Source organism: Polyangiaceae bacterium, assembly GCA_020633205.1.
In the GTDB taxonomy this organism is placed as follows: Bacteria; Myxococcota_A; Polyangia; order Polyangiales; family Polyangiaceae; genus JAHBVY01.
Map to the genome: position 1 here is coordinate 266,109 of JACKEB010000010.1, position 19,672 is coordinate 285,780.

General features: G+C 64.3%; 17 protein-coding genes. 4 read left to right on the forward strand and 13 right to left on the reverse strand.

Annotation, left to right across the window (positions count from 1 at the left end; genetic code table 11):
- Window positions 1–71 precede the first annotated feature (71 nt).
- The 3 genes from H6718_01180 to H6718_01190 all read right to left on the reverse strand — a co-directional run bounded on the left by H6718_01180 (window position 72) and on the right by H6718_01190 (window position 2,935).
- A complete protein-coding gene (locus tag H6718_01180; GenBank protein MCB9583974.1) occupies window positions 72–956 on the reverse strand; it encodes a hypothetical protein in 885 nt (294 codons plus the stop codon).
- Between the two features lie 94 nt (window positions 957–1,050).
- Entirely contained in the window at window positions 1,051–2,100 is a 1,050-nt protein-coding gene (locus tag H6718_01185; protein ID MCB9583975.1) for a ketoacyl-ACP synthase III, read from the reverse strand.
- Window positions 2,101–2,347: 247 nt separating this feature from the next.
- The gene (locus H6718_01190; GenBank protein MCB9583976.1) at window positions 2,348–2,935 is read right to left on the reverse strand and encodes a tRNA-(ms[2]io[6]A)-hydroxylase; all 588 of its coding nucleotides are present in this window, start codon (window positions 2,933–2,935) and stop codon (window positions 2,348–2,350) included.
- Window positions 2,936–3,044: 109 nt separating this feature from the next.
- On the opposite strand from H6718_01190, the gene H6718_01195 reads away from it, so the two are divergent.
- A complete protein-coding gene (locus H6718_01195; GenBank protein MCB9583977.1) occupies window positions 3,045–3,278 on the forward strand; it encodes a hypothetical protein in 234 nt (77 codons plus the stop codon).
- 48 nt (window positions 3,279–3,326) lie between these two features.
- On the opposite strand, the gene H6718_01200 is transcribed toward H6718_01195, so the two are convergent.
- The 3 genes from H6718_01200 to H6718_01210 all read right to left on the reverse strand — a co-directional run bounded on the left by H6718_01200 (window position 3,327) and on the right by H6718_01210 (window position 8,681).
- Window positions 3,327–4,007: a hypothetical protein gene (locus H6718_01200; GenBank protein ID MCB9583978.1), complete on the reverse strand. Its 681-nt coding sequence runs from the start codon at window positions 4,005–4,007 to the stop codon at window positions 3,327–3,329.
- A gap of 1,497 nt (window positions 4,008–5,504) precedes the next feature.
- Window positions 5,505–6,677, reverse strand: a complete 1,173-nt coding sequence (locus H6718_01205) for a pyridoxal-phosphate dependent enzyme (protein MCB9583979.1) — start codon at window positions 6,675–6,677, stop codon at window positions 5,505–5,507.
- 39 nt (window positions 6,678–6,716) lie between these two features.
- Window positions 6,717–8,681, reverse strand: a complete 1,965-nt coding sequence (locus H6718_01210) for a VanW family protein (GenBank protein MCB9583980.1) — start codon at window positions 8,679–8,681, stop codon at window positions 6,717–6,719.
- Between the two features lie 256 nt (window positions 8,682–8,937).
- Between H6718_01210 and H6718_01215 the strand changes: the two genes are divergently transcribed.
- Window positions 8,938–9,711, forward strand: coding sequence for a hypothetical protein (locus H6718_01215; protein MCB9583981.1), 774 nt, complete (start codon window positions 8,938–8,940; stop codon window positions 9,709–9,711).
- A 3-nt stretch (window positions 9,712–9,714) separates the two neighbouring features.
- On the opposite strand, the gene H6718_01220 is transcribed toward H6718_01215, so the two are convergent.
- From H6718_01220 to H6718_01240, 5 genes are all read right to left on the reverse strand, one after another.
- Entirely contained in the window at window positions 9,715–10,944 is a 1,230-nt protein-coding gene (locus H6718_01220) for a cupin domain-containing protein (protein ID MCB9583982.1), read from the reverse strand.
- A complete protein-coding gene (locus H6718_01225) occupies window positions 10,941–11,852 on the reverse strand; it encodes a hypothetical protein (protein ID MCB9583983.1) in 912 nt (303 codons plus the stop codon). Before H6718_01225 ends, H6718_01220 begins: the two co-directional genes overlap by 4 nt.
- A gap of 115 nt (window positions 11,853–11,967) precedes the next feature.
- Window positions 11,968–12,759 carry an enoyl-CoA hydratase/isomerase family protein gene (locus H6718_01230; GenBank protein MCB9583984.1) on the reverse strand — a complete coding sequence of 264 codons (792 nt, stop codon included), beginning with the start codon at window positions 12,757–12,759 and terminating at the stop codon, window positions 11,968–11,970.
- A gap of 35 nt (window positions 12,760–12,794) precedes the next feature.
- Window positions 12,795–14,732 (reverse strand): protein kinase, encoded by a 1,938-nt coding sequence (locus H6718_01235; protein ID MCB9583985.1) that lies wholly within the window; start codon window positions 14,730–14,732, stop codon window positions 12,795–12,797.
- Between the two features lie 86 nt (window positions 14,733–14,818).
- Entirely contained in the window at window positions 14,819–15,496 is a 678-nt protein-coding gene (locus H6718_01240; GenBank protein MCB9583986.1) for a TetR/AcrR family transcriptional regulator, read from the reverse strand.
- Between the two features lie 360 nt (window positions 15,497–15,856).
- Between H6718_01240 and H6718_01245 the strand changes: the two genes are divergently transcribed.
- On the forward strand, window positions 15,857–17,197 hold the full coding sequence (locus H6718_01245) for a carotenoid oxygenase family protein (GenBank protein ID MCB9583987.1): 1,341 nt from the start codon (window positions 15,857–15,859) through the stop codon (window positions 17,195–17,197).
- 59 nt (window positions 17,198–17,256) lie between these two features.
- A complete protein-coding gene (locus H6718_01250) occupies window positions 17,257–18,168 on the forward strand; it encodes an alpha/beta hydrolase (GenBank protein ID MCB9583988.1) in 912 nt (303 codons plus the stop codon).
- Window positions 18,169–18,176: 8 nt separating this feature from the next.
- On the opposite strand, the gene H6718_01255 is transcribed toward H6718_01250, so the two are convergent.
- On the reverse strand, window positions 18,177–18,914 hold the full coding sequence (locus H6718_01255; GenBank protein MCB9583989.1) for an SDR family oxidoreductase: 738 nt from the start codon (window positions 18,912–18,914) through the stop codon (window positions 18,177–18,179).
- A complete protein-coding gene (locus H6718_01260) occupies window positions 18,911–19,615 on the reverse strand; it encodes a dihydroneopterin aldolase (protein MCB9583990.1) in 705 nt (234 codons plus the stop codon). Before H6718_01260 ends, H6718_01255 begins: the two co-directional genes overlap by 4 nt.
- Between the last annotated feature and the right edge of the window lie 57 nt (window positions 19,616–19,672).

Consider the following 19,672-nt stretch of genomic DNA (forward strand, 5'->3'; position numbering starts at 1 on the left):
ACGCCAGGCGCCTGCGGCCGCCGGTCGCAGCGTGAGCGTCTGATGGATTTCTAGCGGTGCGCGAACTCAACTCAAGGGGCACGCAGCGTGAGCTGTACGGATTCGGCCAACGCGAACAGACGCTCGCGGTCGAGAGGACAGGGTCCGCGTTGCTCGGTGCTCAGGCCCGCAGCCACACTCGCGAGGCGGACAGCCTGCTCAAGCTCTAGGTTCTGTGCGAGGGTGGCCATCAGCGCGCCAGCGAAGACGTCCCCCGCCCCCGTGGTATCGCACACGGAAGCGTCGATGACTCCAACGTCCAGCCGTCGATCTTGAACGTAAACCGAGGCACCCTGTGCACCTCGAGTGACGGCGAGGCACCGGCACACACCCCGCAAACGGTCGAACGCACTCGGCTCTGCTTGGACCTCTGCTTCGCTCAAGCAAACACAATCGAGGGTCACTCCCAGGTGCACCGCAAGCGCCGCCAGCTCTACAAGCCGTCGGCGCGGAGCGATCTCGAACGGTCGACTCCCCACGGCCCCCGTTCGAAGCCAGCCCTGAGGCATCAAACAGCGACCGCCAGCGGAGAGGCCAGCGACCCAGGACAGCGCGGCCTCGAGCTCTAGCTCATCGAAGACTGGCGCGAGTACGACCCATCCCGCCGGGTTCCAATCGTGGTTCTGGATCTCTGCGAAGCTCAGATGTCCACAGCGCTCCCACAGCCATTGCCTTCTGAGGTCGCCGAGCTCCAGATTCTCGAACTCTGTGGTGCACTGACAGCGCTGGTGCTGCCAGCTCCACTTGGCGGTGCATGCTGGAGCGACGAAGTCCTCCGCGTGAGCGGTCACGACCCGCACGGCGCATCCCAAGCTCTCTGCGGAAACGCCGCCATAGAGAACAGCGCCGCCCGGCACCCAGGATGACGAGGACAGGCGGTCGCGAGTCACCGCTCCCACCAAGGTCAACTCGCCCATCACCAAACGCTAGCAGTTGTTGAGCGCCGAGTTTTCAACAGGCTGCCGGCAGCCTGATTTGTGTTGTAGCTCTCGCCTTCTGAGCGTCCGAAGATCAAACGCGAAGCACCGCGGCGCCCCAATGCAGTCCGGCGCCAAGCGCCAACATGCAGACCGTCTGTCCCGCCCTCAAGCGACCGTCTCGCCGCATCTCATCCATCAAGATCGGGATCGTCGCCGCTGAAGTGTTGCCGTAACGCGAGATGTTGGACGGCACCCTCTCCGCAGGCACTCCAAGGCGCTCACGCACTGCATCGTTGATGCGCTGGTTCGCTTGATGCGCGATGAACCAATCCACGTTCTCCAGCTTGACCTGCGCCTGATTACAAGCCCTGCGTACGCTATCGGGCAGTCGACTCACTGCCGTTCGAAAGACGTCTCGCCCCTCCATCGCCGGAATCATCAAATCCTCATCGACCGTCCGCTGAGACACGAACGGCCTCGAGCGAAAGCCCGCAGGGATATACAGCTTGTGGGCGTGGCGCCCGTCGCTGTGAACATCGAGCGAGAGCAAGCCAGCAGCCTTCTCCTCCGTAGCTTCCACGAGCAATGCTCCGGCACCGTCACCGAACAGGATCGCGAGTCCACGATGGCGCGTTGCGCGTTCCCAGTCTTCCCCGGAGGGCTTGCGGTCTGCACCGTCCAGGATGTCCCAGTCCCGCCAGGGCATGAACCCCGCGTGGGCCTCCGCCCCGACGATCAACACGCGGCGTGCCGCGCCGCTGGCGATGAGTGAACCCGCGAGCTGAAAGCTGTAGATCATGGCTGCGCACTGGGTGCGAATGTCGAGCGCGGGTACGCCAGGACAGCCGAGAGCCGCCCCGAGCAGGGGCCCACTCCCCGGAAACACGTGATCCGGCGTCATCGTGTTGAACAGGATGTAGTCGAGTTCTTCCGGGGTACGCCCCGCGTCCTCCAGGGCTTTCCGCGCGGCAGGAAGCGCGAGTTCACTGACACCTACGCCTTCGGGGCAGTAGTGCCGCTGGGCTATACCCGTGCGCTTCCGGATCCACTCATCGCTGGTCTCCATGACCCGCGCAAGGTCATCGTTCGTATACGGGCGCCCGGGCAGGTAACGGCCGCTGCCCGTGATCTCGAATCCAATCATCTGTTCTCCGAATCGCGCTCACGGTCCGGGCGCGACGGGGCAAGGTCTAGTGCAGTTTCAGGGGCAGCGTCACGCCAACAAATCACTGCATAGCTGCTCACCTCACTCTACGGAACGGCTTTGACGACCAGCCAACCGGTGGCTCAACCTGTTGTTTCCGCCGGTATTCAGCTCAGGCGGCTTCTCGACCACCGTGAGCATCCTTCGAACTGCGGAGTACGACTCAACGGCGACTGGGTGACCTTCAGTGAATCCGCGCCTCGATGGGCAGCGCTGCGACAATCTCCGCCTCACGCTCCGCCAGTTGGTCGAGACGAGCTTCGCACTGCTCACTCCCGAATTCTTCGCTAGCGAGGCGAACGAATAACGTCGCGTGTCCCGCTTCTGAGATCTGCAAGCGACGAAACTGAGCCGCGAGACGCTCCTCGCCCCGCGCCTCGAGCTCGGCCCTCAACAGGGAGAAGCGCTCGCAGGAGCGCTCCTCGATCAGCGCGGCAACGAGCAACCGATCGAGCTTCCGCTCCTTGGGGTGAGAGCGTAGCAGCTTGAACAGCGCCTTCGCGTAGGGGTCTCCTGGGTCTCGCCCGAGTCGCACCCCACGCTCCAAGAGCAAATCGTATACCTCGCGGAAATGTCTCATCTCCTCCTCCGCGAGCTTGCTCATGGCACGGACCAACCCGGTGTCATCCGGGTAGTCGTTGATCAACGCGATCGCGCTGACGCTGGCCTTCTTCTCGCAGTGGGCATGATCACAAAGCGTTGCGTCGAGCGCATCCACCGCCTGCGAGGCCCAACCTGTGTCAGTTGCCAACTTGAGAATGCGCGAGTCCATCGGGACTCTGCCTAGCGTCGCCGGGGGGAACGTTCAAGTTCGTCCCGGCGACAGGCGAATCCCCGTCCTGGCTGGTGACCTCCTGAAACGAGGCTATGCTGCGCCCACCATGCTGCTCAAAGGCCTAACTCAGGTCCCTACATCGAGGCTCGAACGGTTGCTGAAGTTGTTGCATCAGGAACAGGTGGGCCTCCCGTTGTCCGGGGCCAGCTTGATGACCGCAGGCATGAGCGACATCGCCGACGACGTCGCGCTCCTCAAAGGGCTCGAGCGCGGAGCGGTTCAGGCGGTGTTGGTCGCGGTCATCGCGGAGCGCAGGCGCAAGCGACCAGCGATTGACTGAAGGCTGCTCGCGCGCCACCAGGCGGCGGCATCCGACGAGCGCGAAGGCTCAGCGGCGCTTTGCGGCCTGTTTCAGTGCTTTGGCGAGTGTGTCGAGCTGCCCTCGCAGCGCGTTGACGCGATCCACCATCTCGTTCAGTGCCGCGGGCTCCAAGCTCGACGCACTCTCGAGATCGCCAAGCAAGTCCTCTCGACCATCTGCAAAGCGATCCAGTTGGCGGATCGCCTTTGCAAACCGGGGCAGCGGCTTGCGACCTTTGCGTGCCTTCCGCGTGGCGCGTAATCGCGTCGCTTCGGTACGCAGCTTTTCCACGGACCAGCGTTGCTTTTCAGTTTGGCTCACGAGGCGCCGCTGCTGAGCCGCAGACAGACCGAGCACCAAGCTGAGGTGACTCATGCCGACGTGCTCCCAGTCGGGTTGCATGCCGAGATCGCGACACATCTCGTAGATTGCGGCGCAGCGATACAACGCTTGAGCGCTCATGCGCCCTTCGAGCTCAGACGCGATCTTGCGGAAGGTGGTCCGGCCGCGTCGACCGTGTTCCGGGCGTTCCCCGGCGTACAGATCTTCCACGATCAGCCTTCCGACTGCGTAGGCATCCTCCGGTCGTAACTTTCCGCGACGCGTGTCGAAGACCGCCTCCGGCCAGGCGATGTCACGCGGCTTGGCGGCAGAGACCTTGTTATCGGACTTGTTCGTGCGCCGACCTGCGCGTGATTTTACCCGCATAAGACCATGGATTAGCCCAGAGTTCACGTTCGTTCAACGGTGTTTCCGTAAGGGATTGTCGTTTGCGCGCAGCGGCTGTCGTTTGCAGCGGCTGTCGTTTGCAGCCGCTGTCGTTTGCAGCCGCTGTCGTTTGCAGCGGCTGTCGTTTGCTGCCGCTGTCGTTTGCTGCGGCTGTCGTTTGCTGCGGCTGTCGTTCGCGCCATGTTTTTCCGCAAGCGTGATTCGTGTGTGGTGACGCTGGTTCCCCGAGGTTTCGCTGCGTTGAATTTCTTGCTGCGTCGATTGTTTCGCTGCGTTGAATTTCTTGCTGCGTTGATTTTCTCGCCGCAGTGTTTCGCTGCGTTGATTTTCTCGCCGCAGTGCAGGACCCGAACGGTTGCGAGTCCATCGACCTCGAAGACTCAACGCACCTAGAACCGCCGGGTTGACGGACCTCCAGGCAAATCACCTTGTGTGGCAGATCCACACAAGACGCCACCCACGCCCCTTGATTGCCCCCAACTGAATCCAGTCAGTGTAGCGAACCAACACGAGATCCAGCAAATGCATCGATCTGCCTGGATACCGTGGTGGCTCAGTTCGCGCCTGGGAGGCGCGAACGAACAACAATTCCCCCTTGTCGTAGCCGCCCATTTCACCAGAGCAGCAGCCATGCTGCTTGCAACTGGCCGTTTCGGAGCCGCTTCGGCTCGGCGGACGCTACCGCCGTTGCGGCGGCAGTGTGCTGTCACGGTGCTTTCAGATCGTTCACTGGGCAATCGCGCTGCGCTGCCAGCTCGCTCACTGAGACCACCGTGCGTGTGTGGTCGCGCCTCTTCGCTTTCCCTACGGTGAAGCCTCGCCCGGTTGGCAGACCTCAGCTTCGTTGCTCCCCTGAATCCGGTACTGGTTGAAGGTTGTGGTTGGTCCGGTGTTTCCGGACAGTGGTCGAATCGTATGAGTATTACGCAGTAGATTCTCTGACTCGTGCTGACCGACAGTCTTGAGTATCCGCGCGCAGAAGGAGACCCACCATCCCTTGGTTGGGTTAGATGTCTTGGATTCTCATGGCAGTTGAGGCGAGATTGCTTCGCTGACCAAGAACTCCGCCCGGTTGCTCGGTTTGACCATGCTCACTTAAACCGGAGCGGGGTGAGCGAGGTCGCTGCGTGAGTTCGGTTGGGCCCTCGTGGGTCGAGGCGGGAAACCGTGGGGTACCCGCGCTGCGCGGAAACCACTTCTGCGAAAGTGTTTCCGCGTTGAACAGTGCGGCCCTCAGCACCCGGTCCTCGCCCCACCTCTTCTTGCAGCACCCCACGAGCCACCGAAATCCAAAACAATTTCAGGGCACTGGACTGGCCTAGGTCTTTCGGAGCGGTCGCCAAAGTCATCCTCAAGAACGACCAGCAGGTCCGCAGACTTGAGTGTTCCCATGAAGTATTTGGCGTTTGCTCCCGACTCTCGGGCGCGCGGTGCTGCTCGTTCGCGAGACGCTTGGCTCGTCCCACCGCGGGTGAGCTACGACGACGTATGCGTAGTCCGCGCGGATCCGAGCCAGCGCTCCATACGCATTGGCACACTGCCGGGACGAGGGAAGCCAGCTGGTACCCGCGCGCTGGATTTCGTTGCCCAGTACAACGTCGGCCCTGGAGCGCTCGCGCGGAGGTAGCGCATGACGCAGGCGGCGCTCTTGGCAGAGTAGGTCGTGTCCAAGACCATGTCAGGCAATCCGCTCCGCCAGACCTCGATTGCTTGACGGCCCGATTCGGTTGGCTCCCCGTAGCCGCCGCCGAAGAACGCCGTTTCAACACGAAATTTCCGCGACAACTCTTCCCGGCTGCAAACCAAAGCCGCTTCCCCGGTGAGCGCGGCGAGGTGTTGTGACGTCTGAACGGCTAGATCGAGGATCCTCCACGGCGCGGTCACCGGCCAAGGCGTGACACGAACGCTGTGCAGCTGCGGAATGGTATCCCGAAATGCGACACCCAGGCGTGCGGCGAGCTGCAGGCCCACCAGGAGGCCCGCCGAAGTACAACACGACCCGACGCCGACGACGATACGACGGGGAGCGGGACACTCGCCGCGAGCCACTTGCTCCGCCAACTCGAGGCCCGCGGAAACGTACGCGAGGGCGCCAAGGGGAGTGGCGCCCCCGGGCACCATCACCTCCGCCACGCCCCCACGCCGCCGCTCAGCGCGGCGCGCCAGAACGATCCCCAACGGCAACGCCGACCAGTGTGGGAGACAGATCACGTCGGGCTCGAGGCTCAGGATCCACTTCAGATTCTCGTGCGCGGCATCCGACTGGGGCTGCGGATACAATACCACGCCGCCCTCCAGCCCAAGCCTCGCTCCGTGGAGTAGGGCTGCGACGGCATGGTTCGAGCCAAAGGCTCCCGTTGAGTAGACTCGCGTCGCCCCGTGCTTCCGCGCGGACCCGAGAAGCACTTCGAGGGTGCGTACCTTGTTGCCGCCATAGATCGGATGCGACAGGTCGTCCCGCTTCAGCCACAAGTCACCAGTACCCGTCGGCGCGATCTCTCGAGCGAGCTCCCCCGCGGACACCACTGGAGTTGGGAAGAGCCCCAACGCGGTCCAACCCGTGTCGAGCAAGCGCGGGAAGCGAGCAATGAGGGGCCGCGAGTCGATTGCCGACGCGTTGGCAACCCTGGTCCCGTCAGCCTGGCTCACACCGCACAGGGTAGCCCCTGAGCGCGGCTGGCCGAAGCTCTATTCGAGGTCGTCTTCCGCCCCGTCACTCGGGCGAGGCTCCAGAGGCGCCTGGTCTTCACCCTCTGGGGCCCCCGCGTCGGGCTCTTCGGGCTCCGGGCAGCGATCCCCGGTGTAGCCCTCGAAGCCCTTCGGGATCTTGCACGGGTGAACCTTCACGATGCGGGTGCGCGGCTTGTAGACAACCTTGCGGCCTTCCTCGTTCTTTTTTCCGTCAGGATACGTGATGATACGCGTAGCCACGACGGACCACCCGTCCATTCCCCCGTAGAGGACTTTCTCCTTCTCGGGGTCCAGCTTGTCATCGGCCTCGTACTCCACGTCAGGCTTCACGATGTCGAAGCGACGACTGACGATCCTCCGCACCTTCCGGCCGCCGTTGTCGCCGAAGATCTTCACGCGAATGAATGTGGACCCATACTCGGTCTTGATGAGCATGCCGGCCTGAGTGTCATTCCTGAAGATCAGGTCCGGCACGGGGAACGAGAGCGTTGCCTCGTGACCCTCCGGATAGCGCGTGAAATAGTAGCTATGAGGCTGACGCTGGATGATCTCATACGCTCCGTCGAGCACGGCGTTGAACATCGTGGTCGCGAACTGCGAAATCCCGCCGCCGTAGCTATCCACCATTTCCCCACGAGAAATCGTCGGAGCCTCGACGAAGCCTTTGCCGTGGGTACGCGGGCCAATGTACTCGTTCACGCTGAAGCGCTCTCCCGGCTTGACGATCGTGTCGTTCAGCAGGTCAGCGATCAGGTGGATGTTCTGCACGCGTTTCTGGCAACACGCATGGTACGTCGTGAAGCTCGAGACGAGTCCCTTGATGCCCAGCGCCTCAGCGTCTTGGGTGGTGAACGAAGGTGGCGCGCTACGCTGAATGGGTAGTTTACCAGTGTCCTGCCCCGCCCGCGCCGCAGCTTCGAGTTCCCGAGCAACCGCAGTCGCGTCGAGCAAGGTACCCGGCCGTGAGGGTTCGATCTTCACCCGATCCCCTTCGGCGACAAACCGCGCGTTCTTGGGCTCATCCTCGAGATTCTTGCGTAGTGGCTCGAGTTTCTTCTCCACTGCGGTTGGATCGAAGTAGACCTCGAGGCCCCCCGCCGACGCCGGTCGGGTGCGAACGCTCGACTTGAGTTCCCGTACGGTAAATTTTACCTCAGCATCTTCCTCGGTGTTTTCCAGACGGATTGGCTGCTTGACCAGCGAGTTCGCCAGCGCCAGCGCCGCGTCAACCTCTGCGGCGGTCACCTTCGCCTCCCGCCGCACGAGCTCCGCCCTGGCGAAGCGCGCGCCGTGCGCGGAGCCATCAGCTAGCGCCTCCAACACGGCTTCACGGGTCGCGGCGTGGTCGACCACCCAACCCGCAGCAGGCGGCTTGCTCACCAGTCGATCGCCTTGGAGCACGATCGCGCCCTCGAAGGGCGGCTGGGCAAGCGCTGCCTGCTCGAGACGGGTCAGCTCAGCGTCGAAGCGCGCGTCATCCAGGCTGACCACGAGGTTCACAGAGTGCCCCTTGGCGAAAGAGCCGAGCCACCAGACGAACTGCGAGCCCACGCCCCCGGAACGCCCGGCGGCCAGCGCTTGATCCACGCTCTGTTCCAGATCACAGCGGGCGCCGATCGCCTCAGCATCCAGCTCCAAGAGATTCGCTCCAATCCCGAGCTTGAGCTGACCTTGCTCGACGCGCTTTCCCAGAGGCTCCACCTGGGCCTTCGCTTCGCCTCGATCGAGCCCCGAGAGCGCCACGGACCCGAGGCTCACTCCTCGCTGAACCTCTCCTAGACTGAACAGGCGGTCGACACCGAACCCCAGGAGCGGGATCACGCAAGGCAGAACACCCAGCGCGAGCCACAGCCAACGTCGGCGGGGGCGCACAGCCACGGGCAGCGGCTCCGCCGCGGAACTCACCTCGGGCGAGTCTGCGCTCGGTTCTAGCGTCGGCGCATCGCCTTCTGAAGCGGACACGGCCCGTTTATAGCGGCAGATGCGCTGAAGCCAAGCTCCACGGGCAATTCGCGCCCGGGAGGGCGCGCCCGGGAGGCGCGAACAAACAATCAGGGCGCGCCCGGGAGGCGCGAACAAACAACCAGGGCGCCTGGAAAGTCCCAAAGCGAGGCATCTCGCGACGGCGTCCCGGCCCCGGCGCACGCGAGACTTGCTCGTGAATTGCCTGCCTGGTCTATAGTCGGGCGGAGCTATGCAGCGAGGAAGGAACCAAGCCATGAGTCAGGCAACGGCCGGGGGCCAGGGCAGCGGAATGATCGCCAAAGAGCGTGGATGGGTGCGTGCAACGCGATGGCTCCTCCTGGGAGGTGTCGCCGCCGCGACCGTGCTGGTTTCAGGCTGTTCCCAGAAGAACCAGGACAAGTGCAACGAAGCGCTTCAGGTGACTCGCCAGAGCATCACGTCCAAGGACTTCAACCTCGCGCGCCAGTGGCGCGAGCGTGCCTACACCTACTGTGAAGCAGCGTCCGCGAGCGCTCTGGACGGTGAGATCACCGCCGCAGAAAAGGCCGAGCTCGACGCAGAGGCAAAGAAGAAGGCGCGTCAAGCAACGGCGGACGCCATCACCGCGCTGGTGAAGCAGCTCGCTGAACAGGGCAAGGACGACGCGAGCAAGATCGCCAAGAGCGCAACTTGCCCTGACAAGAAAGAGAAGAAGGAAGGCTGGTGCGACGCCACGCGTACCGCCGCCGGCGACCCCACGCCGATCAAGGTCAAGTACTGGAACGAAGAGCCCAAGGCCTTCATCCTCTCGACGAAGCCTGCGGGCCCTGCAAGCTGCGACGCGCTGGGCCCGAACACCGTGGTCCGAACCTTCGGTAGCACGGTGGACGGCAAGGTGGCGGAGTTCAAGCACTGCAACCTGAGCGGCGGCCTCGGCGGACTGCAAGCTCTGGTCGGCAGTAGCGAAGAACTCAGCTTGGTGCAGGTGTTCACCGCCGAGTACCTCGCGCGCGACCCGAAGCTCGCCAAGCGCCTCAAGGGCAGTTGAGCATCAGTCCCAGATCAGCTGTCCACGATTGACCCACTCCAGCACCAATTCGAGGTGCTGCGGGTGGGTTAACTCTTTTTGGAGCGTCGCAGTCGGCAACGCGAGCTGATTGGTGATGGCAGCGGCGAAACCGAAGCTCTCAGCGCCAAGCTCGTGGAGCTCTCCGTCTACCGAGATGCGGACCACCGCTCCCCTCACCCCCCGAACGAACAACCAGCGCGACGCCGGGTGCTGACGCAAGCGCGCCCCACCGGCCAGGCGCGACAGCAGCGCTGCGGCGTCCAGGTCGCTCTCGGGCGGCTCGACGTATTGGCTCTCTTTTGGTTCCGTGAGAAAACGCGCCAGAGAAACGTCAATCAGCTCGTCCAGCTCTTCGGGCGGTAACGCGAGGAGTGCCCTCACCTGCGCCCGGTAGCGCTGCAGGGTCTCCGGTGTGAGTTCGCCCGGGTTTGGGGGGGAGGACACGAGTCCATCCAAGTATCCGTTCCGCCCGAGCGGCGGCGCGCGGCGGAGCCACGCCTCAGAGAGCTCAGCAGCGAGGGAGCCCGTGCTGAGCAGCTCGGAGGCCTCAACCGCACGGAAACCGACTGAAAACGTCATGCACTCCTCGAGCGCAACGCCGTCATGGCCGACCGCCGCGGGCAGATACAGGCAGTCTCCCGGAGCGAGTTCGAAGCTCTCCTCTGCCTCGAAATGCCGGAGCACCTTGAGCTCGCACTCCTGGCACAAAGCCTCGGCGTCCACGTTCGAGCTCAGCTGCCAACGGCGTCGCCCCAAGGCCTGACACAGGAAGACGTCGTACGAGTCGATGTGCGGCCCCACGCCGCCGCCAGGGGCAGCGTAGCTGACCATCAAGTCATCGAGTCTCCAGCGCGGGACGAAGTCAAACCCCTCCAAGAACGCGTGCGCCGCCGCGAGGTGCTTGTCCACATCCTGCACGAGCAACGTCCAACCAGAGGCCGGCAGCTTGGAGAAATCCCGTGCAGAAAATGGACCTTGGCGCAGAACGAAGTGGTCGCCCCTTTGCTGCACGAGGCGGCTCTCGACGTGGGGCTCGCAAGCGAGCCCGGCGAGCTCGTCCGCGTCGATGATCGTGGTCAAGTCACCGCAGAGCTGTGGCAAGCGCTTCGCACGTTGCTGCCAGATGGTCGTAACGAACTCGTCGATGTCTGACACACCAGCGCAGCTGAGGAGCCGCTCGCGAAACTCCGATCCCGTGGGCCCGTCGCTCAAGCAGCGCCCTTTGCGGGCTGAGACGCCGCCTTGGGCTTGAGAACCTTGGTCACCACGAACCCTGCGAGCAGGCCCACGAGAGCGGCAATCAACGCGGCGATCATCAAGCCAAACACGCCATCGTAGGGACGTTCTGGGTCCACGAGCTCCGGCGCGTACGCAGCAAACGTCAGCGCAATCGCGACCCCGGTGGCGACCGGAGCGCGCAGCCCGCGCCGCGCGACCATCGCCTGCACGATCACCGCCAACGCCAGGAGACCGATCAGCGCAGCCTTCGGCAGCTTCGGGTAGATCGGCGGAGGCAACAACTCGACGCCAATCGGCTGCTTGATGTCGCTGTCCGCATGGCTCACCGCCACCTGCACCGGGCCCTCGCCTTCCAGATTCAGGCGCTCACGCCACGCATGCTGAACGGAGACCTGACCCTGCTTGCCCACCACATGACGTTCGAAGGAGTGCTCTAAGGTCTGCTCGTGGCCGGCCCGACTCACCGTCAACGCCAGGCGGCCTTTATCCGCACGGAGAACCTTCCCGTGCACCACAAGCTCGACGTCATGGCGCGCGTCGGGGACACTGAGCGCGCGCGGCGCCTTGTCGGTGAGATCTCCCGAAGCCAAGGGTGCGCGGACTTGGAACAACCCGTAGCCCACCCACACCGCAGCCAAGAGGCTCACTCCGCTCAGCGCGAGCCCCACGTTCTTCAGCGTTGGGTGCGTGTCCAAGAGCCCGACCGAGGTGTAGAGCACCGCGAGGAGAGGCACCCCGAACACGATGGCGCGCGCGGTGAACGGTCGAATGTCCTCGAGCTTGCCCGCCGCAGTCATCAAGACGATCGCAACGAGCACCAGCGGGATCCTCAGCTTGTCGAGTAGGTCGCGGGCGCTTTCAGCGGACGAAGATTCGGTCATGGGGGGTTCTGGGCGGACCATACGCCTCGCGGCGCAAAGTGCAATCGCGCCCGGAGCGCGCGTGCAAACAACCTTGCAGCGGATGGCTCGCGATGGCGGAGCCTGATGAGCCCTGTCAGCCCTTGCGACTGAAAAACTCCATGGCCGCTCGCACGTTCTCGTCGGATCCGTAGCAGCTCTGAAGCACCCCATCCTCCGCCGCCAAGCAAGCGCTCCACTCCGCCGTCTGCTCCCCTTGGCGGATGAGCGCCTTGGTCTTCTGCACGCCGCCCGGAGGTAGCCTCGCGATGTCCTGGGCGATTTCCAAGGCGCTCTGGAACAGCGAGTCATGGGGGAAGAGCCGCGTGACGAGCCCCCACCGCTCAGCCGTCTGCGCATCGATGGGTTTCGCGCGCAGCATCAGCTCATTGGTGCGCTGGCGTCCAATCAACCGGGGCAGCGAGAACGAACTCCCGAACTCGAGCACCAACCCCAGCTTCACGAACGGACAATCGAAGCTCGCGCGCTCCGACGCGTAGACCAGGTCGAAATGGGGGAGCAACGTGACGCCCATGCCAACGGCCTTGCCTGCGACCACCGCGATCAAAGGCGTACGACATGCTTGAAGGCACTCATGAACGCGGTCAGGGGCGGTTAGGGAGTCCGGCCCGCGTTCTCCGACATCAGGACTCTGACCAAGAAACAGGCTGAGATCCGCACCCGCGCTGAACACATCGCCCTGGGCGGTTACGAGGATGGCGCGCACCTCGCTCAACTCGTCCGCTTGCCGTACGGCAAGAGCTAGGTCGCTCGCCAAGCCGACTGAAAATGCGTTCTTCTTCGCTGGGCGCGCGAGCCGAAGCTCGCGAACCAAGGCGTCCGAATCCGGGAGCCGATGATCGACAACCTCGATGTCAGAAAACTCCATCGCTGGAGTCTAGCGAAACTTCGCCCCCGAGAGAGCTACTCCGAGTCGCCGGACGAAGGCGCGGGGGCTGGCACTGGAGCGGCGCTCGCGCTCGTCGGGGGCTTGGCCGTGCTGGGAGCGGTCGGCGGAGGCGTAGCGCTGCTAGTTGCAGTGCCGCTCGCCGTCGGCAACTCCTGAAACTCGGGTTCGTCGAGCTCAACCCAGTCGTCGGGTGGCCCAGCGTCGGGCACCGCTGTCTTGCCGAGAGCAGCGTCCAGGTCCATCCCCGCATCGGGCACAGGGACGGCGGGCTTTGCGCCGGGGATGGCTTGAAGTTCCACCACGACGCGCCGGCGCTTCCCCTGGAGGGTCAGCGTCTTCGAGTGAAACCCGTCGCGCCTCACCTCGACCTGGACCTTTTCCCCAGGGATCACATGGATGGTGATGGGCATCGCGCCCAAGTCGCGTCCCTGACGAAACACGTGAGCGTCGATGGGAGCGATCACCAGCGCGACGGGAACGGCGTTGCTGCGCACGACGGGCTCCGGTTCTTCGCTCGCAACGGCTGGGGAGGACGCCGTGGCTGACGCCTCGGTGTCCTCAGGCTCGGGTCCCAAGCTGGGCCGCGTGAGGACCACGGCGCCCACGCCAACGAGCAGCGCGAGGACCGCCACCAGGATCACGCGGCCGGCGCCGCCTCGCCTGCCGAAGCGCTCCCTCGCCCAGCTTTCGTCCAGCTTGAACCGCTCGGGGTGCCGGCGCAGCTCGTCCAGGCACTGAGGATCGACGCCCTTTGCCAGGAACTCCAGTTCGAGTCCCAGCGCGGGCATGCTGCCGAAGCGGTGTTCCGACTCTTTCGCCAGGCACTTGAGGATCACCGCCTCGAGCCCGGGGGAAATTTCCGGATTGAAGCGACTGGGCGGTGGCGGCGGGGTGAACATGTGCTGGGTCAAGAGCCCCATCGGGCTGTCGGCGTCGAATGGCACCTCGCCGGTCGCCATCTCGTACAACAAGATCCCCAGGGAATAGACGTCACTCTGCGCGTCCACGTCGGCCCCTGACGCCTGCTCGGGCGACATGTAGTGGGGCGTGCCGAAGATGGTCCCGGCGCGGGTGATCTTGTTCTGCCCGCGCGCGACCTTGGCGATACCGAAATCGAGCACCTTGACGTAGTCAGGGCCGTTGTCGCCATCGAGCAGGAAGATGTTGTCGGGTTTGAGATCGCGGTGGACGATCTGAGCGGCGTGCGCCGCGCCGAGCGCACGCGCGATCTGCTGACCGATGTGCACGATGCGCGCTTGGGAGAGCGGCGCTTGGTCCCGAATCACACGCCCGAGCGGGTGACCATCCAGATACTCCATGACGAAGTAGGTGGACCCGTCGGGCAGCTCGCCGAAGTCGTTGATGTCAACGATGTGGCTATTTCCGATGGCCGAGGCCGAGCGTGCCTCGGTAACGAAGCGCTCGGTAACCTCCGGATCCGTCGCGAAATTCGGCAACAGAATCTTCACGGCGATCAGCTTGTCGATGACCTGATGGCGCGCCCGATACACCACGCCCATGCCACCTTTGCCGAGCACCGACTCGATCGCGTAGCGATCGTCGATGACACAGCCGATATACGCCTGTGCGGGGTCGCTCGGCGGCTCTGCGGTATCTCCTGGGCGCATCAGGGTAACGCGCTTCAACGCTTGCCGCGCGGCACCGATGTCTTGTTCTGTGGGGCGCAGACTCATCACCGCGGGGTCGTCCGAGTCTCTGCGCGTAGCAGGCGCGATCGCCACCAGCGTGTTCAGCGCCTTCGGGTCCGGTTCGGTGTCTGGAGCCGGAGGCGGCTCCGCGCCCGAGCGAGCCGTAGGCGGCGGGCCATCAGGTGACGTGGGTTCGACGCCGGACGCTGCACCCGCGCTGTCCTGCTCCCCCTCGTCTGGCAGGTTTTTCTGCTCCTCCTGGCTCATGCTGCTGACGGACCCTGAAGCGAGCGCACTGCTCACGCTCCTCGGCGGGTGTGTAGCATGCAAGCGGTCAAAAACAGGTAACCGCCTGCACGCTATCCGTTCAGAAGTCTCGGCCGCTCAGCTCAGCAGCCTTGGGCGGCGTAGCTCGGCTCAACGATGCCACGCCCCAAGAGCTCGGTTAGCGTTGACGCGCTCTCTTCGGCCAACTCGGTGCCAATCCCCTCTGCCTGCATCTGCCCGTCGACGAACATCCGCGCCACTCCGTAGATCATGGCGTTCGCAGCCAACATGATGCTCTCCGGGTCGCCTTGGATGATCGCCCCACGGCCTTGTGCAGCCACAATCAGTGCCTTCAGCTGATCACGGCCGCGGCGCAGACCGTCACGCAGGGCTTGTGAGTAAGCAGCGTATTCGGGCACGCAAATCACCCGGAAGTGTGCGGGATGCGCCACTGCGAAGCGCACGTACGCCAATCCTGCCTGACGAAACGCCTCCAGCGGGTCGCGCTCGGCCAGGTCACCGATCGCCGCTTCGGTCACCTCATTGAGGCGTTTCACGCCTTCCTCAGCGACGGCCGCCATCAGCGCGTACTTGTCGGGAAAATGTCGGAACGGAGCACCGCTAGACACCCCCGCCCGTCGGGCAACCTCTCGCACGCTCACCGCCGCGGGCCCCACTTCTTCCACCAGCTCCAGGGTCGCTTGAACCAATGCCTCTCGCAGCGGCGGCTTTTTCCCGGTGACGTGGCTTGGACTGGCGGTGGAGGTGGGAGTGGCGATTTGCGGTTCTGGATTGGTCACGGGGGCTCCAAGCTCGCCACTGGGGGTGGCGTCTCAATGCGCAGTCACGCTGCGTCGGGTACTAGGCAGCTCACGCCAGCAGGGCGTGAGCGCGGTCTTTCGTTTTCTCAGCTGATGGGAGATCGTTCGGGGGGTGGGGGTGAGGGAAGCACCGCTCACATTCGTCAATCTAGCAGTTGACGGACTCCCACCAGGCACTATGTGAGCACCGCTTTCGTAAGCACTGCTCTCACTGAGGAAGAATCGATGATGCAACCGAGCACCCCTCTCAGTCATTCCCGCTTTGTGCCGCACGGTCCCGGCAGCGACGCGCCCCAGGAGGCCCAACGTCTTGAAATTCCTCGGGCTCAGCGCCGCTCATTGGCGCGAGAGCACGGCTTTGAATCGCTGCTCACAGAGGGCCGACTCCCTGAAGGCCTGCGCGGAACACTGGTGCGCAACGGACCAGGTCTCTTCGAGTCCTTCGGCGTGCCCTACCCCCATCTGTTCGAGGCGGACGGGGCGCCGAGCGCGGTGCGCTTGGAGAACGCTGGGGCGTTTGGAGCACAACGCCTGGTGCAGAGCGCGGAGCTTCAGGAAGAGCGTGTCTCTGGCAAGCCGCTGTACGGCAGCGTCGCCGCTTGGCCGCGGCGGTTGGTGAACGGCCTGAAGATGCGCACCAAGAACACCGCGAACACCAGCGTGATGAGCTGGCAGGGCCGACTACTCGGCCTGATGGAAGCCGCGCCGCCCACGGAGCTTGATCCGACGGACCTCAGCACCCTCGGAGTCACTCGCTTGGGGGACGTCGTGCGCGGACCGTTCTCCGCGCACCCGCATCGCGTCGTGGGTCGGCGCGCTAGCTACAACTTTGGGGTCTCGTACGGCCGCGAGGTCCACCTCGACATCTACGAGCTGCCAGACATCGGCGACGCGCGGCACCTCGCGCGCCTGCCTCTTCCGCGCCCGGTGATGCTCCACGACTTCATCGCCACCGAGAATCACTTGGTGTTCCTGGTCGCGCCGGCGGAGGTTCAGGTTTGGCGCGCGCTGCTCGGCATCGGCAGCTTTTCGAAGTTCTTCGAGTGGCACCCCGAGCATGGCACGGAGGTGATCGTCGTCCCCATCGATCGACCCTCCGAAGCCAAACGTTTCCGCACAGAAGCGTTTTACCAGTGGCACTTCGCCGGGGCATTCGAGCGCTCGGGGAAGCTCTTGTTGGACCTGGTTGCGTACCCCGACTTCGGAAGCTTCGCGGATCTAGAACAGGGTACCATCAGCGAGCCCGGGTACTATGAGCGGGTGATCGTCGACCCAAGCGAGGCCACCCTGCGCAGGGAACGGCTGTGCTCGGTGCCTTGCGAGTTCCCACGCATCGACCCGCGTTACGAAGGCCGAGAGTTTTCCCAGGCCTGGGTCGTGACGGCGCGTGGCGAGCAGACCGGGCTCGCGCGTATCCAGACGGCAACCGGAGCGTGTGAAGAGTACCTCTTTCCGAAGGGCGTTTTCGCTTCCGAAGGGATCCTCGTGCCGCGCAGCACGGGAGCGCCCGAAGGCGATGGTTGGCTATTGAGCTTGGTCTACGAAGAGTCGACGGATCGCAGCCACCTCGCGGTGTTCGACACCCGAGAGCTATGTGCGGGCCCCGTGTTTCGCGCCTTCTTTGATCACCATGTGCCGGTCACATTTCACGGGATCTGGATCGGGGAAGCGGCGGCGTGAGGCTCATACCCTAGGCAAACGTTGTCACTCAGCGGACGGCTATGGCACGGTCCGCGCCGATGCCCACGCTGCGAATCGAAGACGCCTCGAACACCGGAGGCGTACCCCTCGAACTCTACTACGAAGCCTTCGGCGAGCCGGGTCGGGAGCTGCTGCTCTCGATCATGGGCCTCGGAGCGCAATGCGTGCAATGGGACGAGGACTACTGTCGCTTGCTGGCAAGCCACGGCTACTACGTGGTGCGCTTCGACAACCGTGACATCGGTTTGTCGAGTCACCTCGATCATCTGTCGACGCCGCGCGTCTTCGAGCTGATCGAGAAGGTGAGCGCTGGTGAGTCGCCGAAGGTGGACTACACACTCACCGACATGGCGAGGGACGCCGTCTCTCTGATCCAAGGCCTGGGCTACGAGCAAGCGCACATCGTTGGCGCCAGCATGGGCGGGATGATCGCCCAACGCTTGGCCATACACTTTCCCGAACGCGTCCAGAGCCTCACCAGCATCATGTCGACGACGGGTCACCCTTCCCTTCCCTCGGGGAAACGTGAGGCGTTCATGGCGCTGATCGCCCCGCCACCGCCCGAACGCGAGGCGTTCATCGACTACAGCGAGAAGCTCTGGCGCGTGATCGGGAGCCCCGGGTTGGTGGGCCCAGAGCGGGCACGCAAGACGGCGGGGCGCGTCTTTGATCGAGGAACCCACCCAGCTGGCTTCGTGCGGCAGTTTTCCGCTGTCATCGTTGACGGGAGCCGACGCGAGGCGCTCGCTCAGGTGAACGCGCCGAGCCTCGTGATCCACGGCAGCGCGGACCCGCTGATCCCCGTGGAAGGCGGAAGAGACACCGCGGAAGCTATCCGAGGTGCCTCCTTGCTCGAACTACCTGGCATGGGACACGATCTACCCGAACCGCTGTGGGAGACGATCGCCGAAGCCATCGCCGCCATCGCGCGCCGCGCCCCGCGGGACTGAGTGCGATCTCAGCGCGCGCCCCAGCCACCATCCACGTCGATCACCTGACCGCTCAAGTACGCCGCCTGCTCCGAGAGCAGGAAGCGAACGCAGTTCGCCACGTCTGCCGGCTCCCCAACCCGACCAAGCGGTACTTCCGCCCCGTAGGCCGTCAGTTCGGCTTCAGTCATGTGTGCGGTCATATCCGTTCGAATCAGCCCGGGGGCGACGGCGTTCACCCGGATCCGACGGGGCCCCAGCTCGCCGCACAGCTGCTTGACCGCGCCTTCGAGCCCGGCTTTGGCAGCGGCATAGCCCACATGGCCAACCAAGGCGTGACGCACCAAGTTGCTGCTGATGAAGACCAGCGCCGCGCCGTCAGCGACCAACCCCGCCTCGAGCAGCCCACGGAGCAGGAGGAGCGGGGCCTCCAAGTTGGAGCGCAGCTCGGAGAGCAGCGGGTCGGGGCTCTGCCCTGAGCTTCCGACGAAGGGACTGTAGTGCGCCACGCCTGCGTTGAGTACAACCCCGCGGAAATGCGCTGCGCGAGCCACCAGGCTTTCGAGAAGTAAGCTCCGCGAATCCGCATCACACAGATCGCAGGGGACGGCGCCGAATGTATGAGGCGCAGCAGCAAGGGCATCCGCGAGGCTCTGAGCCGCTGTGTGGTTTTGCCGAAACACTCCAAACACGTCGGTCTGAGCGATCAGCTGCTCCGCCACCGCGCGTCCTATCCCGCGGCTTACTCCGGTGACGAGAACGCTCACGCCTCAGCCTTGGAGGGTGAAGTCTGCACCTCGATTTCATCGCTCGGGATGAACGCCGGAACGTCGCAGCAGAACAAAGTTGCCCAGTCGCTTCCAAGGTTCTTGTAGTGGTGGACCTGCCCTTTCTGCCAAGAGACCGGGGCCAAGCCGCGAATGCGCTGGCCGTCGCGAGCCAGTTTGCCTCGGACGCGCCACTCGAGCTCACGCATCTGTTCGTGCCGGTGCGCCGAAATCTCCGCTCCGGGCGCGACGTGCAGCAGGTACAGCCCCGCCTCGCCGGTCTCCAACAAGACCTCCACCCGCCCGAAGCGTGCGGTCTCTTCTCCCCGAGGAAATTGCTCCCGGCGACGATGGAGTTCAACCTCGGCGACCGATGCGCGGCCGACAAGCGCCTGCGGCTTCTTGATGCGAATGCGCACGTCTTCCAGGCTCGGCTGCACACCGAAGAGCATCGCCGCTAGCTCCTCCCCCGCGTTCTCCAGCAAGCGGTAACGCCTGAAGCTGAGCAGGCTGATCACCTGGTCCGTGACCCGATCGTAGTCCAGCGTGTCTGCGATGCGGCCGCTCCGGCCGGCGGTGCTGAGGTCGAGACCCAGCTCGAGATCCACGATGAGCGGTTGGTTTTGATTGCGCTCGTGAGGGTAGATCCCCACCACGCACTCGAGCTCGATACCGTGAACGCGGATCCAGTCGCTAGCCATGGCCTTCCTATAACGCTTAGCCCGAAGTGTAACCAGCGGGAGAGTGCTCCGTACCCC

Coding starts and splice junctions, on each gene's coding strand:
- H6718_01215 (MCB9583981.1), top strand. CDS start 8,938: ATGAGTCAGGCAACGGCCGGGGGCCAGGGCAGCGGAATGATCGCCAAA.
- H6718_01180 (MCB9583974.1), bottom strand. CDS start 956: ATGGGCGAGTTGACCTTGGTGGGAGCGGTGACTCGCGACCGCCTGTCC.
- H6718_01230 (MCB9583984.1), bottom strand. CDS start 12,759: ATGGAGTTTTCTGACATCGAGGTTGTCGATCATCGGCTCCCGGATTCG.
- H6718_01195 (MCB9583977.1), top strand. CDS start 3,045: ATGCTGCTCAAAGGCCTAACTCAGGTCCCTACATCGAGGCTCGAACGG.
- H6718_01190 (MCB9583976.1), bottom strand. CDS start 2,935: ATGGACTCGCGCATTCTCAAGTTGGCAACTGACACAGGTTGGGCCTCG.
- H6718_01260 (MCB9583990.1), bottom strand. CDS start 19,615: ATGGCTAGCGACTGGATCCGCGTTCACGGTATCGAGCTCGAGTGCGTG.
- H6718_01225 (MCB9583983.1), bottom strand. CDS start 11,852: ATGACCGAATCTTCGTCCGCTGAAAGCGCCCGCGACCTACTCGACAAG.
- H6718_01250 (MCB9583988.1), top strand. CDS start 17,257: ATGCCCACGCTGCGAATCGAAGACGCCTCGAACACCGGAGGCGTACCC.
- H6718_01200 (MCB9583978.1), bottom strand. CDS start 4,007: ATGCGGGTAAAATCACGCGCAGGTCGGCGCACGAACAAGTCCGATAAC.